Genomic DNA, 14,832 nt, shown 5'->3' on the forward strand with positions numbered 1-14,832 from the left:
ATGCGCCAACTATCTCAGCAACTCAGGATATGCTTCCGTATAAAACGGAAATGCTCTAGCCGTGCGTCGGGACAGGGCGCAAGCGCGGGCAGAAAACGCGAACGGCCCGCCGGGGGACCGGCGGGCCGTCCAAGACAGTCCCGGGGACGGGATCAGAAGGCGCGGCGCAGCGCGTCCACCAGATCCGTCTTCTCCCAGGAGAAGCCGCCGTCCGCGTCCGGCTCGCGGCCGAAATGGCCGTAGGCGGCAGTGCGGGCGTAGATCGGGCGGTTCAGCTTCAGATGCTCGCGGATGCCGCGCGGCGACAGGTTCATCAACTGGCGCAGCACGTCGGACAGCTTGTCCTCGTCCACCTGGCCGGTGCCGGCCGTGTCGATGTAGACCGACAGCGGATAGGAGACGCCGATCGCGTAGCTGAGCTGGATGGTGCACTTCCGGGCGAGGCCGGCGGCCACCACGTTCTTCGCCAGATAGCGGGCGGCGTAGGCAGCCGAGCGGTCCACCTTCGTCGGGTCCTTGCCCGAGAAGGCGCCGCCGCCGTGCGGGGCGGCACCGCCGTAGGTGTCGACGATGATCTTGCGGCCGGTCAGGCCGGCATCACCGTCCGGGCCGCCGATGACGAAGCGGCCGGTGGGGTTCACGTAGAACGTGTCCTCCGGGCACATCCAGCCGTCCGGCAGCACGCCCAGCACATGCCGGCGGACCGCCTCGCGGATCTCCTCCTGCGGCACGCTCTCGGCGTGCTGGGTGGAGACGACGACGGAGGTGGCGCGGACCGGGCGGCCGTCCACGTACTGGAGGCTGACCTGGCTCTTGGCGTCCGGGCCGAGCCAGGCGAGTGCGCCGGAATGCCGCGCCTCGGACAGGCTCTTCAGGATGGAGTGGCTGTAGAACAGCGGGGCGGGCATCAGCGCCGGCGTCTCGTCGCAGGCGTAGCCGAACATGATGCCCTGGTCGCCGGCGCCCTCGTCCTTGTCGGTGCCGGCATCGACACCCATGGCGATGTCGGCCGACTGCTGGTGCAGGTGGCAGGTGAACTCGAACTTCTCCCAGTGGAAGCCGTCCTGTTCGTACCCGATGTCCTTCACCGCGTGGCGCGCGACCGTCTCCACCTGGTCCAGCGCCGCCTTCGGGCCGCGCACCTCGCCCGCGATCACGACGCGGTTCGTGGTGGCGAGCGTCTCACAGGCGACGCGGGCGTAGGGGTCGTGCGTCAGGAAGAGATCGACAACGGCGTCAGAGATCCGATCGCAGACCTTGTCCGGATGCCCTTCCGCCACGGACTCGCTGGTAAAGACGTAGTTAGACTTGGCCACGGGTGTCTCGACCTTTGCTGTTGTGGCGGGCGCCGCCGATGGGAACCGCCGCCCGGAAAATGACCCGGGCGGGCTGTTCTCGCAATCTTGGGAAAGGCGGTCAAGGGCCAAGCGGTGCGCGCCTTCGGCGCGGGAGTGTTGCTCCCTGCCGGCCTGCCCGTCCACGGTCCGCGCCGGAGCGCGGCTCAGGCGGTCTCGGCCGATGCGTGGGCGACGGCCTTGGTCAGCTCGAAGATGCGCTTGCGCACCGCCGGCTCGGTGATCCGGTAGTAGGCGCGGACCAGTTCCAGCGTCTCGCGCTTGGCCATCGGATCGGGCTCGCCGTCCGCGTGGGCCTGCTCGGTCGGGCGCGGCGCATCGTCCGAGGGCATGTCGTCGAAGAAGAAGGAGACGGGAACGTCCAGCACGCGCGACAGGTCGTAGAGACGGGAAGCGCCGATCCGGTTGGCGCCGCGCTCGTACTTCTGGACCTGCTGGAAGGTCAGCCCGATGGCTTCACCCAGCTTTTCCTGGCTCATGCCGAGAAGGGTACGCCGCAGGCGCACGCGCGATCCGACATGGACGTCCACAGGATTGGGTTTGCCTAGTTTGGGTCGGCCGCCGCCACCACGACGGCCCCGAGTTGCGGTCTGCATCGCCTCAACCTCCAGTGAATGGTCAACCGGAAGCTAGCCCACACGATCGTATGCGTCAAGGGAGCGGGGCCGCAGAAGGCGGCATGCCAGCATGGGCAATCCTGCTGGACTTCTACGTCTTCCGGGCGAAAAAACCAATGGGGATCAGCATGGACAGGATGGTTAAGACGAAAAACCAGTCCCCGTACTGTACGTAAGGTGTGGGTCCTTCATGCGCTGCGGGCAGGGCTGCATCGAGCACACCCGCGCTGCCCAGCGCCAGCCGGCCCACCGTCCGGCCATAGGGGTCGACCACGCCGGAGATGCCGGTATTGGCCGCGCGCACCAGCGGCACGCCCTCCTCCACCGCCCGGGTCAGGGCGATGGCCCAGTGCTGGTGCGGCCCGGCCGTCTCGCCGTACCAGGCGTCGTTGGTCAGGTTCAGCAGCCAGGCCGGCCGGGGCCCCGGAAGCGAGGGGGCGGGCGTCACGGCGGCGGGGAAGATCACCTCGTAGCAGATCAGCGGGCTGAACGGCGGCAGGCCGGGCAGCGCGAGCGTGCGCGGGCCCGGACCGGGGCTGGTGTCCATGCCCACCGCCGCCACCGCCTGCATGCCTGCCGGCAGCAGGAAGCGGAAGGGCAGGTACTCGCCGAACGGGACCAGATGGAACTTGTCGAAGCTGGCGACGATGGCCCCGGCGGGATCGACGGCGACCATGCTGTTCGTCACCGTGTAGGCGCCGTCGCGCATGCCCAGGCGCGGGATGCCGGTCAGCAGAAGCCCGTCCGGCGGCGCTGCCCGGGCGATCACCTGGGTCACCCAGCCGTCGCGCTCGGGGAAGAAGGGCACGGCCGTCTCCGGCCAGACGACATGGGTCACGCGCTCCCGGCCGGGGGCGGCGGACAGCTCCAGGTGGCGGCGCAGATTGTCCTCCCGCGCCTCCCGGTCCCATTTCAGGGTCTGCGGGATGGCGGGCTGCACCAGCCGCAGCACCACGCCCTCGACGCGGCGCCCCTCCGTTCCGGCCATGCGCCAGCCGCCCCAGGCCGCCAGCACGGCCAGCAGCAGCAGGGCCACCGCCGGCGGACGCCAGCGGCCCTCGGCCAGGGTCGTGGCCACGGCCGCGGCGGCCACTGTGAGAAGGCTCAGCCCGTAGATGCCGACGACCGAGACGGATTGCAGCACCGGCAGCACGCCGGTCCAGGCATAGCCCGTCAGGTTCCAGGGGAAACCCGTGGCGGCATGGCCCCGCAGCCACTCAAGGACCGCCCAGGCCACGGCGAAGGCCAGCGCCTCCGTCACGCCGGTCAGGCGCAGGCGGACCCGGAGCCAGCCGTGCAGCAGCGCCGCCAGGGCGGGGAAGAAGGCCAGCAGCGCCGGCAGGCCGCAGACGGCGACGGGCACGGCCCACCACCAGCGGCCGATGTCGGTCCAGAGCGCGACGCTGATCCAGTAGAGGCCGAAGACGAAATGGCCGAAGCCGAACCACCAGCCGGTCCAGAAGGCGCGGCCGCGCAGCAGCCCGCCGTCCCGCTCCGCCCCGCGCAGCAGCAGGACCAGGACGGGGAAGGCCAGCCAGAGCAGCGGGACGAGATGCGCCGGCGGCAGCGCCGGCACGGCCGCGGCCCCGGCGGCGAAGGCTATGGCGTAGCGGCGCCAGCCGGCGAGCGCCGGCAGCGCGCGCACGAAGCGGACCGCCCGGTCGCCCAGCGGGGCGCCGGCGGCCGGGACGGTCAGGCGGTCGGTCACGAGATGGCGGCTCCCGCGGTGGCACCGGTGGCGGCCGCCGGCCCGGGGGCGACGACCTGGAGATTGCGCACCCGCAGCCGCTTGATCCGGCGCGGGTCGGCGTCCACGATCTCGAACTCCAGGCCCGACGGGTGCTTCAGCAGCTCGCCCCGGGCCGGCACCCGGCCGGCAAGGGAGAAGACGAGACCGCCCAGCGTGTCCACGTCCTGAAGCTCGTCCTCCTGGAAGACGCGGCCGACCTGGGATTCGAAATCCTCGATGGGCACGCGGGCATCGGCGATGACGCTGCCGTCGGGCCGCGCGACGACGCGGGGCTCGGTGTCCTCGTCGTGCTCGTCCTCGATCTCGCCGACGATCTCCTCGACCAGATCCTCGATGGTGACCAGCCCGTCGATGCCGCCGAACTCGTCCACCACCAGCGCCATGTGCTGGCGCGTCTGGCGCATGTGCAGCAGCAGGTCCAGCACCGGCATGCTGGGGGCCACGATCGGCACCTCGCGGGTGATGGCGGCCATGTCGAAGGGCTTCTGGTTGGCGACGCAGGCCAGCACGTCCTTGATGTGGACCATGCCGATGACATCGTCCAGCGTCTCGCGGTAGACGGGCATCCGGCTGTGCGCCTCCAGCGAGAACCGCCGGATCAGGTCGGGCAGGCCGATGTCGGCCGAGACGGCGACGATGTCCGCCCGCGGCACCATCGCATCCACGACGGTGCGGTCGCGCAGCTTGAGGATGTTCGCCAGCAGCGTCCGCTCGCTGGCGCCGATCGAGCCTTCGGCGGCATCGCCGTTCTCTTCGATCAGTTCCTCGATCGTCTCGCGCAGCGTGTTGTCGCCACGCCCGCCGAGGATGGCGCGCAGCCAGCCCCGGAAATGGTGGGAGAGGGAAGTGTTGTCGTCGGCCCCGTCATCGCGGGGCGATCGACTGTCGCTGAGGTCGGCCATCGTCATTTCGGCGGTGGTGGGGCCGGATCGGCGGGGTCCCGGCCGGGGTCGTCGGGCGCACGATGGCCCTCCTGCCCGGCGTAGGGATCGGAAATGCCGAGTCCGGCGAGAATCTCCGTTTCGAGGCGCTCCATGCGCTCCGCATCGGGATCGGTGATGTGGTCGTAGCCCAGCAGGTGCAGGACTCCATGGACGACCAGATGGGTCAGGTGGTCCGCCAGGGGCTTGTTCTGTTCGCCCGCCTCACGCACCACGGTTTCGTAGGCAAGGATCACATCACCCAACAATACGGGAGGTGCGGTCACTTGCGCCAGTGAATCTTCCGGGTCGTCATCTCCGGGGGCCTCCCCGTCGAGGTCTTCCCCGTCGAGGTCTTCCCCGTCGAGGTCTTCCCCGTCGAGGTCTTCCCCATCGGGGAGATCCCCCTCCGGATCGTCGTCCTGACCGTCCCCGCCGTCGGCGTGCAGCGCGAAGGACAGCACGTTGGTCGGCCTGTCCTTGCCGCGGTAGTCGCGGTTCAGCGTCTGCACCGTGGCGTCGTCCGCCAGCACGACGGACAGCTCGGCCGGGCCGTCGGGCACGCCCTCGCCGCGCGCCAGCGCCGCCTCGGCCGCGGTCAGGACCAGGGCGGTGGGATCGGGCAGGTCCGTCTCCCAGCCGCCGCTCTCCACGGCGACGAAGATGTCCACGGCATGCGGGGCGGCCGCGCCCGGGGTCAGGGTATCGGTCATGGCAGGGGACTCATGGCGGGGTCCCCGGGCCGCCCGCCTTGCGCGCCGCGTCCTCGCGGGCAGCGGCGTCGTAGGCGCGGACGATGCGGGCGACCAGATGGTGGCGCACCACGTCGGCCTCGGTGAAGGTGACGAAGGCGACGCCGGGCATGTCGCGCAGGATCGCCAGCGCGTCCTTCAGGCCGGACTTCTGGCCCGGCGGCAGGTCGATCTGGGTGATGTCGCCGGTGATGGCCATGCGGCTGCCCTCGCCCATCCGGGTGAGGAACATCTTCATCTGCATGGCCGTGGTGTTCTGCGCCTCGTCCAGGATGATGAAGGAGTTCGCCAGGGTGCGGCCGCGCATGAAGGCCAGCGGCGCCACCTCGATCTCCCCCGTGGTCAGGCGCTTCTGCACCTGTTCCGCCGGCAGCATGTCGTAGAGCGCGTCGTAGAGCGGGCGCAGATAGGGATCGACCTTGTCCTTCAGATCGCCGGGCAGGAAGCCCAGCCGTTCGCCCGCCTCCACCGCCGGGCGGGACAGCACGATGCGGTCCACCTGCCCGGTGATCAGCAGCGAGACGGCCTGCGCCACGGCCAGATAGGTCTTGCCCGTGCCGGCCGGCCCCAGGCCGAAGACCAGCTCGTTCTCCGCCAGCGCCTCCAGGTAGCGTGCCTGGGTCGGGGAGCGCGGGGCGATGACCCGGCGCTTGGTGCGCAGCCCGGCATTGGGGTTGGAAAGGCTGGACAGCACCTGGTCGCGCAGCGCCGCGTCGGCCGTGCCGGCCATGCGGATGGCGGCGTCCACCTCGGCCACGCCGACCGCCATGCCGGCCTTAAGCCGCTCCCACAGCGCCTCGAACACCGAGCGGGCGGCCTGCGCCTCGTCCTCGGGGCCGGCGATGGTCAGCAGGTTCCCGCGGGAGATCAGGCTGACGCCCAGCCGCTTCTCGATCCGGCTCAGATGCTGCTCATGCTCACCGAACAGCAGCGGCAACAGGCGGTTGTCGTCGAAGGTCAGGTCGATGCGGCGGTCGCCCGTGGGCGCGGGGGAACCCGGCGTCAAACCCCTGCCTCCGCACTGGCCGTCTCGGGCGCGACGGGATGCGCGTGGACGTGCTCGCCGACCACGACCGTGCCGGACAGGCTGTTGGCGTGGGCGTCGCTGATGCGCACCTCAACGATCCGGCCGAGCAGACGTTCCGGCGCCTCGGCATGCACGGCCTGCATCCAGGGCCCTCGGCCCAGAAGCTGGCCCGGCTTCTTGCCGCGGCGGTCGAACAGGACCGGCTGCACGCGGCCGACGCAGGCCGTGTTGAAGGCCGTCTGCTGCGCCGTCAGGAGCTGCTGCAACGCTTCCAGCCGCTCGGCCTTCACGCTTTCCGGCACCTGCCGCCCGTCCATCGCCGCGGCCGGGGTGCCGGGCCGGGCGCTGTACTTGAAGCTGTAGGCCTGGGCGTAGCCGATCTCCGTCACCAGCCGCAGCGTGTCGGCGAATTCCTGGTCGGTCTCGCCGGGGAAGCCGACGATGAAATCGCTGCTGAGCGCCAGATCCGGCCGCGCCGCCCGCATGCGCTCGACCACGCGGCGATAGTCGTCCGCCGTGTGTCTGCGGTTCATCGCCTGGAGGATGCGGTCGTTGCCCGACTGCACCGGCAGATGCACGAAGGGCATGAGCTGCGGCACCTCGGCATGGGCGGCGATCAGCTCCGCGTCCATGTCGTTGGGGTGCGAGGTGGTGTAGCGGATGCGGGCCAGCCCGTCGATCTCCGCCAGCTCCCGGACCAGCCGGCCCAGGCCCCAGGGGGTGCCGTCCGGCCCGTCGCCATGGTAGGCGTTGACGTTCTGGCCCAGCAGGGTGATCTCGACCACGCCGTCCGCCACCAGCCGCGCGGCTTCCGCCAGCACCTGGGCGGCGGGGCGGGAGAACTCGGCGCCGCGGGTGTAGGGCACGACGCAGTAGGTGCAGAACTTGTCGCAGCCCTCCTGCACCGAGAGGAAGGCGGACGGCCCGGACGGGGAGGCCCCCTCTTCGGGCAGGCTGTCGAACTTGCTCTCCACCGGGAAGTCGGTGTTGACGACGCCGCCGGTGCCGCGCACGGCGCGCGCCACCATCTCGGGAAGCTGGTGATAGGTCTGCGGGCCGAACACCATGTCCACATGCGGCGCCCGCATCATGATCTCCGCCCCTTCGGCCTGCGCGACGCAGCCGCCGACGGCGACGATCATGCGGCCGCCCGTGGCCGCGCGGGCGGCCTGGAGCGGGCGCAGCCGGCCCAGGTCGGAATAGACCTTCTCCGCCGCCTTCTCCCGGATGTGGCAGGTGTTCAGGATGACCATGTCCGCGCCGTCGGGCGCGTCGGTGGGCTCGTACCCCAGCGGCGCCAGGACATCGGCCATGCGGCCGCTGTCGTAGACGTTCATCTGGCAGCCGTAGGTCTTGATGTAGAGCTTCTTCTTCAAGCCTGTCCCCAGCCGTCCCGGCGGTCCGGGCCAAGTCCCGCGCGCCGGCAGCCCGCCATCGCCCCGCAGGGTGGCGCCCCGCAGGGTAGCACGGAAGGCGCGGCCCGCATCGCGCGGGCCACGCCGAGCCGCAAAGATAAGCACCCCGGCGCCGCAGTCAACGGCGCTCGTGAACGATGCGCGTCGGCGGTGCCCTCAACAGCGCCCGCCGGTCGCCCCCCGTCGCGGCTGGGGAGCGGCGGACAGGGGAGGGCGGGCAGGGGAGGGCGGGCAGAGGCGCAGGCGGTCGGGAGATCAGCCGCCGGAGATGCCGCAGGCCTTGTTGATCGCCTGATAGGCGGCGGAAGTGCCGGACAGGCTGTAGGTGTCCACCGTGCGCGTCCCGCGGGAGGAGGTGCCGCGCACCACCATGGTGGTGCCCTGGCGGATGGCCTGGGCCAGGGCGCGGTCGGTCTGGTCGTCGCGTGCCCAGGCGGTATCGCCGTCGGTGAACAGCTTGAAGCTCTGGCCGCCGACCTGGACGGTCACCTCGCTGCCTTCGGCGAAGGCATAGCCGGCCACGAAGCTGACCACGTCCACCACCTTCTCCTGCGGGCGGTGGGTGACCAGGGCGAAGGCGTCGTCACGGCGGCTGTAGTCGCCTTCCTGCTTCTTGGGTTTGCTCGCCATCCAGCACACGGGACCGCCCCCCTCCTCGATGGTGAAGGCGTTCCAGTCGCGGTACGTGCCAAGAAGGCGCGGTTCAGCGGCCTGGGCCGTGCCGGCTGGCAGCGTCAGCCCGGCCAGGGAAAGGGAGGCCAGCGCGATGGCGGCGGTCAGACGTTCGGCAAGTCGCATGGGCAAGCCTGGCGGAAACCGGAATCCATCCTAGTTCTGTAGCGGAAAAGCGTGGCGGATCGAAGGCGCAAATTATCCCGGCGCGGCTGTGATCCATTTTGCGGACGCGCCCGTATCAGGTGGCGATGGACCAGATGGCCCTTTATAGTCCGGTATTCGGACGGTTCGATCCGGGAATATTCCCCGGTTTCCGGACCGATTCCCGGGCGGGAAAGGCCATGGACACGATACCGATGGACGAAGTCGTGCCGGCCGACGATGTCGGCTCGATGGACGAAATCGGCTCGATGGACGAAATCGGTCCGATGGACGGGATCGTGCCGGCGGGCGGCGACCGGACGGCGGTGCGGCGTGCGCCGGTGGACGGCGCCGTCGCGGAACGGCTGGGGGCCCTGCTGCTCCGGGTCGGCCGTGAGCGCGACCGCGGCGCCTTCGCCATGCTGTTCCAGTACTTCGCCCCGCGGCTGAAGTCCTTCCTGCTGCGGCAGGGGATGGAGGCCGGCGCGGCCGAGGAGATCGTGCAGGAGGTGATGGTCAGCGTCTGGCGGCGGGCGGACAGTTTTGATCCGGCGCTGGCGACGGCCTCGACCTGGATCTTCGCCATCGCCCGCAACCGGCGCATCGACCTGCTGCGCCGCGAGCGGCGGCCGGAGATCGACCCGGACGACCCGGCCCTGGTGCCGGAGACCGAGGTTGAACCGGTCGACCGCGCGCACGAGGCGGAAGAACGGAACGAACGGCTGCACCGGGCGATCCGGCAGTTGCCGGCAGAACAGGCGGACCTGTTGATGATGGCCTATTTCGAGGACAAGCCGCACAGCCAGATCGCGGCCGAGAGGAACCTGCCCCTGGGAACCGTCAAGTCCCGGCTGCGGCTGGCCCTGGCCCGCCTGCGGACCGCCATGGGGGACGAGCGATGACGGATCAGTTCCAGATGCAGCGGGACGGGATGGAGCGGCGGCGCGGTGGCGCGTCCCCGGTCCAGTACCATCCGGGGGACGACCTGCTGGTCGCCTATGCCGCCGGGTCCCTGCCGGAGGCGATGAGCCTGATCGTCGCCACGCACCTGGCGCTCTGCCCGCACTGCCGCGCCGAGGTGCGCCGGCTGGAGGCCGTGGGCGGCGCGCTGCTGGAGGAGATGCCGGCGGCCCCCGTCTCCGACGCCCTGCTGGACGCCGTGATGGCCCGGCTGGACGCGCCCGGCGGTGACACGCTGCTGGCGCCGCCGCCGGCCGCCGGCCTGCGCGGCACCCGTGCCACGGCCACCCGCAGCGCCGCGGCCGGCGCCATCCGGCGCACGGCCACCGCCCCGGTGCTGCCCGAACCGCTGCGCAGCTATGTCGGCCGCGACCTGGGCGGCCTCTCCTGGACCCGCATCGTCCGCGGGGTGGAAGAGGTGATGGTGCCCTGCGGCGGCGACGCCAAGGTCAAGCTGATGCGCATCCACCCCGGCATCGCCGTGCCGCGGCACACGCACCGGGGCAGCGAACTGACCCTGGTGCTCCAGGGCGGCTACCGCGACGGCGGGCTGCACTATCTGCGCGGCGACTTCGCCGCGACGGATGCGGAGGTGGATCACGGCCCCGTGGCCGACAGCGACGGGGAATGCATCTGCATCGCCGTCACCGACGCCCCGCTGCGCCTGACCGGCCCGTTCGGACGGCTGCTGAACCCCTTCATCCGCTCCTGATCCCCGGCTGCCCGCCCGGCGGGCGGATCCGGCCATTGCCCTTGGCCGCCGGGTCCGGGCGCGCTACCCCGGTTCCGGTATCGCCGTGAGGGGGGCAGTCGCCATGACGGACACGCAGGACCCGGTCCGGGCCCATCCGGTGGCCCATCGCGTCGAAGGCGGTGGCGGCATCGGTCTGTCGGTGCTGGAGGCGGGCGATCCCGCCGGCCCGCCGATCCTGTTCCTGCACGGATTCTGCCAGAGTGCGCTGGCCTGGCGTCCCCTGTTCCAGGGGCCGCTGGCCGCGCGCTTCCGCCTGCTGGCCCTGGACCTGCGCGGCCATGGCGGCTCCGACCGGCCGTCGGCGACGGGCGGTGCCCCCGGTCCCTATGCCGACGGCGACCTCTGGGCCGACGACGTGGCCGGGGCGCTGGACGGGCTGGGGGTGGAGAAGGCGGTGCTGGTCGGCTGGTCCTATGGCGGGGCGGTGCTGGCCGACCATCTGCGCCGGCACGGCGCGGCCCGGGTGGCCGGCATCGTGCTGGCCGGGGCCTGCCCGCGGCTGGGACCGGCGGCGCGGCCCTTCATGGGGCCGCTCGGCCGGCAGCACTTCCCGGCCCTGATGGGCGGCGACTTCGCGGCCCAGGTGGCGGCCTGCCGGGCGCTGGCACACGGCATGACGGTGGCGCCCGTGGCGGCGGAGGATCTGGAGACCGGCATCGCCGCGACCATGAGCGTGCCGCCGGCCGTGCGCTGGGGGATGATGCGGCGGGAGGCGGATTTCGACCCGGTGCTGGCGGCCTATGGCGGGCCGGCCCTGATCGTCCACGGGGCGGAGGACCCGGTGGTCCTGCCCGATCTGGCGCGGCATCTGGCCGGGCTGCTGCCGCAGGCCCGGCTGCATCTCTATGACGGGGTGGGGCATGCCCCCTTCCAGGAGCGGCCGGACCGTTTCGCCGCCGATCTGGCGGCCTTCATGGATTCGGTGTGAGAGTCTGTCACGGCTGACGCGGGGTCAGGCCGCGGCGCGCCCGCTCTCCGGCGGGGGCGGGGACGGCAGCAGCAGGCAGTTGCCCGCCGGCACCGCCGACGCCTGGCCGCCGGCATCCTCGATGATGGCCCAGCGCCCCTCCAGCGCGGTGCAGCGCCCGATCATGCCCATGCCGTCCACGAAGACATCGCGGCCGACAAGGTCGTGCGGGTCCTGGGGGGGCGAAAGCGGCGGGGCGGTCCTGCCCGGCATGGTCGTCCTCTCCTTGCGCCGTTGCATCCGGAAAGACCAACAGGCGATCCGGCCCCAGGCTCCCTGGTCCCGTCCGGTTCCGCAGACTGTGCCATCACTTGTCATACCGGCGCCCGTCCCATGGGGCGCGGACTCTTCCCGGCCGGGCCGTGTGCGGACCGGCGGACAGGGACGGGCATGCCGCGGCCGTTCTTTCCGGTCGGGGGCCGTCCGTCGGGACAACGGGGACAGGATGGCGCGTCACCCGTGAAGAATGGGTAAACGGTTCCGCCGCAGAATGAATGGGCGAAAGAACGGACGCCGGGGATATCGGAGGGAAAGGCGGGGCCGCCAGGGGCGGGGCAGGGGGCGGATCGGCGCGCGCGCCGGGGGATCAGGCCCCCTCGGCGAGGTCGAAGATCTGGTCCATGTCGTGGATCTGGACCTTGTTGCCTTCGAGCAGGGAGATCACCCGGCTGGTCTTGAGCTGGGTGAAGGTGCGGCTGACGGTTTCCGTCGTCAGGCCGAGATAGTCCGCGATGTCGGCCCGGCTCATCGGCACATGCACCGGGTTCTCCTTGTGGCCGCGGCGCTGCGCCCGCTGCGACAGCATCATCAGGAAGGAGCAGATCTTCTCCTTCGCCGTCTTGCGGCCGAGCAGCAGCATCTGGTCCTGCGCCGCCGCCAGCTCGTTCGAGGCCATGGAGAACAGCCGCCGCTGCATCTTGGGGAATTCCTCCAGCAGCGCGTCCATGCGCCGGCGGGGGAAGCGGCAGAGCGTCACCGGGGTGACGGATTCGGCGGAATAGGCATAGGTGTCGTTGACCGACAGGCCCAGGAAATCCCCCGGCAGCAGGAAGCCGGTGATCTGCCGCCGCCCGTCGGGCAGCAGCTTGTAGAGCTTCATGGTGCCGGCGGTCACGTTGTAGAGCGTCTCGGCCGGATCGCCTTCGGCGAAGATCGTGTGCCCCGCCTCGTGCCGCACGGTCTGGAGGATCTCGGCCAGACGGCGCAGCTCCTCGACCTCCAGGGCGGCGCAGACCGTCAGGGAACGGACCGGGCAGGCGCCGCACGGGTTTATGTCGGCATGCGCATTCAGGTCCCTGACCCTCCCCATATCGAACGGAGGCATTGCCGACTCCCGACGACCCATGTTGCGGGCGAATAATGCGCCCAACGCTGTAAATTGGCAACCGCCCTAAGGTGCGCGGCCGTTGTGGCAGTTGCGCACATTGGCGGTGGACCCGCCACAGGCAGGTCGCGGGCAAGCAGAACCTCCCGATACTCACAAGTTTTCAAGGGTCTTGCGCAGTCGTGACGGCGCGGCTGCTTCAGAAAGCCGCGGCATCTCTCGTAATGTCTAATCTGGACTGTCCAGGCAGGGAGTTACCCCGAACGGGCGGGTCTCCGGGAACTGGTCTTGATCCAAGTCAAGGTCTTTTCCGGGGCGGCGGGCCAGTCTGGACCGGCGTGAATACCGGAAGCACCATGCCTGACAGCTATGTTGCCAAGCCGCTGGACGCCCGGCGCATCGACCAGGCCTTCCCCGTCGTTCAGACCGTCCTGCCCCGGCTGGGGCTGGAGCGGTGGCGCGCCTATGCGGCCGAGATGATCGGGGCGACTCCGGCGGAAATCGGGGCCGCCCCGGGCAAGGTGGTGAAGCTGCCGATCGCGCAGCCGACCGGGATCATCGTGGCCCAGCTCCGCCACGGCTACATCCACGGTCTGTTCGCCTATACGGTGCTGCCCAATCTCTGCCACGGCAAGGTGCTCCAGGTGGACCTGATGGTCGCGGCGGACATGTTCGACCCCGCCGCCATCGCCGAGGCGCTGCTGGCGGAGATGGACCGGCTGGCCCGCCAGCTCCGCTGCGACGCCATCCACCTGTCGCTGCCCAAGCCGCCGGCCGGATCCCAGTACGACCGCATCCTCCAGCTCGGCCTCGTCAGCGAGGGCGTGCGCCTGTGCAAGTCCCTCGCCCCGGCGGAAGCCGCGGGCTGAGTCGCGGCTCCGTCCGTCGCAATGCGCGGCGGCAATGCGCGGCGGACCGTTGCAAGCCGGCGCGGCGGCGTTATCTTCCGCGCCCATGACCGACATCGCCCCCGCCCCCGCGTCCGCCAAGGACTATCCCGTTCTCCGTCTCCAGGCCGGACGCCACAAGCGCGCCCAGCACGGCCATCCCTGGGTCTATTCCAACGAGGTCCAGATGGACACGGCGGCCAAGGCGCTGCCGGCCGGGTCCATCGTGCGGGTGCTGGATGCCGGCGGTGCCTTCCTGGGCATCGCCACCTTCAACCCGCACACCCTGATCTCCTGCCGCTTCCTGTCGCGCGACCCGGCCGTGCGCGTCGATGCCGGCTTCTTCGCCGCCCGCATCCGCCGCGCGCTGGAAATCCGCGAGCGCCTGTTCGACCGGCCCTTCTACCGGCTGGTGCATGCCGAGAGCGACGGGCTGCCGGCGCTGATCGTGGACCGTTACGGCGACGTGCTGGTGGTGCAGGCCAACACGGTCGCCATGGACGCCCGCCTGCCGGAGATCCTGGAGGCGTTGGACACGGTGCTGGCGCCGCGTGCCATCGTGCTGCGCAACGACAGCGCCGCCCGCTCCTACGAGGGGCTGCCGGAGGAGGTGCGCGTCGCCAAGGGCGAGGTCTCCGGCCTGATCCCGGTGGAGGAGAACGGCGCCACCTTCTTCGCCGACCTCTCGGGCGGGCAGAAGACCGGCTGGTTCTTCGACCAGCGCGACAACCGCTCCTTCATCGCCAACCTCTGCCGCGGCAAGCGCACCATCGACTTCTACACCTACACCGGCGGCTTCGGCGTGCTGGCCGCGGCCCGCGGTGCCGCGCACGTCACCCTGGTGGACCGCTCGCAGGCCGCCCTCGACATCGCCCAGAAGGCGGCCGCGGCCAACGGCTGCGCCGACCGGGTGGAGGCGCGCAAGGCCGACGCCTTCCACGAGCTGGAGAAGCTGGTGGCCGAGGGGCAGCGCTGGGAGGTGGTGATCTGCGATCCGCCGGCCTTCGTGAAGTCGCGCAAGGATCTGGCCGTCGGCAGCCGCGCCTACCGCAAGATGACCAAGGCCGCGGCCCGGCTGACCGCCCCCGGCGGGCTGCTGCTGGTGGCGAGCTGCTCGCACAACATGGAGCCGCCGCTGTTCCACCAGGAGGTCGCCCGCGGCGTGGCCGAGGCGGGGCGCGACTCCCGCATCCTGCGCTTCGCCGGTGCCGGCCCGGACCATCCGGTACACCCGCTGCTGCCGGAGACGCAGTACCTGAAGGCCATGGTGCTGGCGCTGGACTGACGG

At 71.0% G+C, this 14,832-nt stretch carries 15 protein-coding genes; 5 read left to right on the plus strand and 10 right to left on the minus strand.

Annotated elements, in window-relative coordinates:
- Positions 1-152: 152 nt before the first annotated feature.
- The 8 genes from metK to ACFQPS_RS04055 form a co-directional block, all read right to left on the minus strand.
- Positions 153-1,316: a methionine adenosyltransferase gene (gene metK / locus ACFQPS_RS04020; RefSeq protein WP_377356652.1), complete on the minus strand. Its 1,164-nt coding sequence runs from the start codon at positions 1,314-1,316 to the stop codon at positions 153-155.
- A 185-nt stretch (positions 1,317-1,501) separates the two neighbouring features.
- Entirely contained in the window at positions 1,502-1,951 is a 450-nt protein-coding gene (locus ACFQPS_RS04025; RefSeq protein ID WP_377356654.1) for a helix-turn-helix domain-containing protein, read from the minus strand.
- Positions 1,952-2,063: 112 nt separating this feature from the next.
- Entirely contained in the window at positions 2,064-3,680 is a 1,617-nt protein-coding gene (lnt, locus tag ACFQPS_RS04030; RefSeq protein WP_377356656.1) for an apolipoprotein N-acyltransferase, read from the minus strand.
- The gene (locus ACFQPS_RS04035) at positions 3,677-4,624 is read right to left on the minus strand and encodes a hemolysin family protein (protein WP_377356657.1); all 948 of its coding nucleotides are present in this window, start codon (positions 4,622-4,624) and stop codon (positions 3,677-3,679) included. Before ACFQPS_RS04035 ends, lnt begins: the two co-directional genes overlap by 4 nt.
- A gap of 2 nt (positions 4,625-4,626) precedes the next feature.
- Entirely contained in the window at positions 4,627-5,355 is a 729-nt protein-coding gene (gene ybeY / locus ACFQPS_RS04040) for an rRNA maturation RNase YbeY (RefSeq protein WP_377356659.1), read from the minus strand.
- Positions 5,356-5,365: 10 nt separating this feature from the next.
- On the minus strand, positions 5,366-6,400 hold the full coding sequence (locus ACFQPS_RS04045; RefSeq protein WP_377356661.1) for a PhoH family protein: 1,035 nt from the start codon (positions 6,398-6,400) through the stop codon (positions 5,366-5,368).
- Positions 6,397-7,797 (minus strand): tRNA (N6-isopentenyl adenosine(37)-C2)-methylthiotransferase MiaB, encoded by a 1,401-nt coding sequence (gene miaB / locus ACFQPS_RS04050; RefSeq protein ID WP_377356663.1) that lies wholly within the window; start codon positions 7,795-7,797, stop codon positions 6,397-6,399. Before miaB ends, ACFQPS_RS04045 begins: the two co-directional genes overlap by 4 nt.
- A 294-nt stretch (positions 7,798-8,091) precedes the next feature.
- Entirely contained in the window at positions 8,092-8,634 is a 543-nt protein-coding gene (locus tag ACFQPS_RS04055) for an invasion associated locus B family protein (RefSeq protein WP_377356665.1), read from the minus strand.
- Positions 8,635-8,852: 218 nt separating this feature from the next.
- Between ACFQPS_RS04055 and ACFQPS_RS04060 the strand changes: the two genes are divergently transcribed.
- The 3 genes from ACFQPS_RS04060 to ACFQPS_RS04070 all read left to right on the plus strand — a co-directional run bounded on the left by ACFQPS_RS04060 (position 8,853) and on the right by ACFQPS_RS04070 (position 11,294).
- A complete protein-coding gene (locus ACFQPS_RS04060; RefSeq protein ID WP_377356667.1) occupies positions 8,853-9,554 on the plus strand; it encodes a sigma-70 family RNA polymerase sigma factor in 702 nt (233 codons plus the stop codon).
- Complete coding sequence (locus ACFQPS_RS04065) at positions 9,551-10,324, plus strand: ChrR family anti-sigma-E factor (protein ID WP_377356669.1); 774 nt, start codon at positions 9,551-9,553, stop codon at positions 10,322-10,324. The genes ACFQPS_RS04060 and ACFQPS_RS04065 overlap by 4 nt, the downstream gene beginning before the upstream one ends.
- Positions 10,325-10,427: 103 nt before the next feature.
- Positions 10,428-11,294, plus strand: coding sequence for an alpha/beta fold hydrolase (locus ACFQPS_RS04070; RefSeq protein ID WP_377356671.1), 867 nt, complete (start codon positions 10,428-10,430; stop codon positions 11,292-11,294).
- Between the two features lie 24 nt (positions 11,295-11,318).
- Here the strand turns inward: ACFQPS_RS04070 and ACFQPS_RS04075 are convergent, their stop codons facing one another.
- A complete protein-coding gene (locus ACFQPS_RS04075) occupies positions 11,319-11,546 on the minus strand; it encodes a hypothetical protein (protein ID WP_377356673.1) in 228 nt (75 codons plus the stop codon).
- A 373-nt stretch (positions 11,547-11,919) separates the two neighbouring features.
- The gene (locus tag ACFQPS_RS04080) at positions 11,920-12,657 is read right to left on the minus strand and encodes a Crp/Fnr family transcriptional regulator (RefSeq protein ID WP_377356674.1); all 738 of its coding nucleotides are present in this window, start codon (positions 12,655-12,657) and stop codon (positions 11,920-11,922) included.
- 356 nt (positions 12,658-13,013) lie between these two features.
- On the opposite strand from ACFQPS_RS04080, the gene ACFQPS_RS04085 reads away from it, so the two are divergent.
- Both ACFQPS_RS04085 and ACFQPS_RS04090 read left to right on the plus strand, forming a co-directional pair.
- On the plus strand, positions 13,014-13,526 hold the full coding sequence (locus tag ACFQPS_RS04085) for a hypothetical protein (protein ID WP_377356676.1): 513 nt from the start codon (positions 13,014-13,016) through the stop codon (positions 13,524-13,526).
- Positions 13,527-13,611: 85 nt separating this feature from the next.
- Positions 13,612-14,829 carry a class I SAM-dependent rRNA methyltransferase gene (locus tag ACFQPS_RS04090; protein ID WP_377356677.1) on the plus strand — a complete coding sequence of 406 codons (1,218 nt, stop codon included), beginning with the start codon at positions 13,612-13,614 and terminating at the stop codon, positions 14,827-14,829.
- Positions 14,830-14,832: the final 3 nt, after the last annotated feature.

The sequence above is a fragment of the Rhodocista pekingensis genome, from assembly GCF_042665545.1.
Lineage (GTDB): Bacteria > Pseudomonadota > Alphaproteobacteria > Azospirillales > Azospirillaceae > Rhodocista > Rhodocista pekingensis.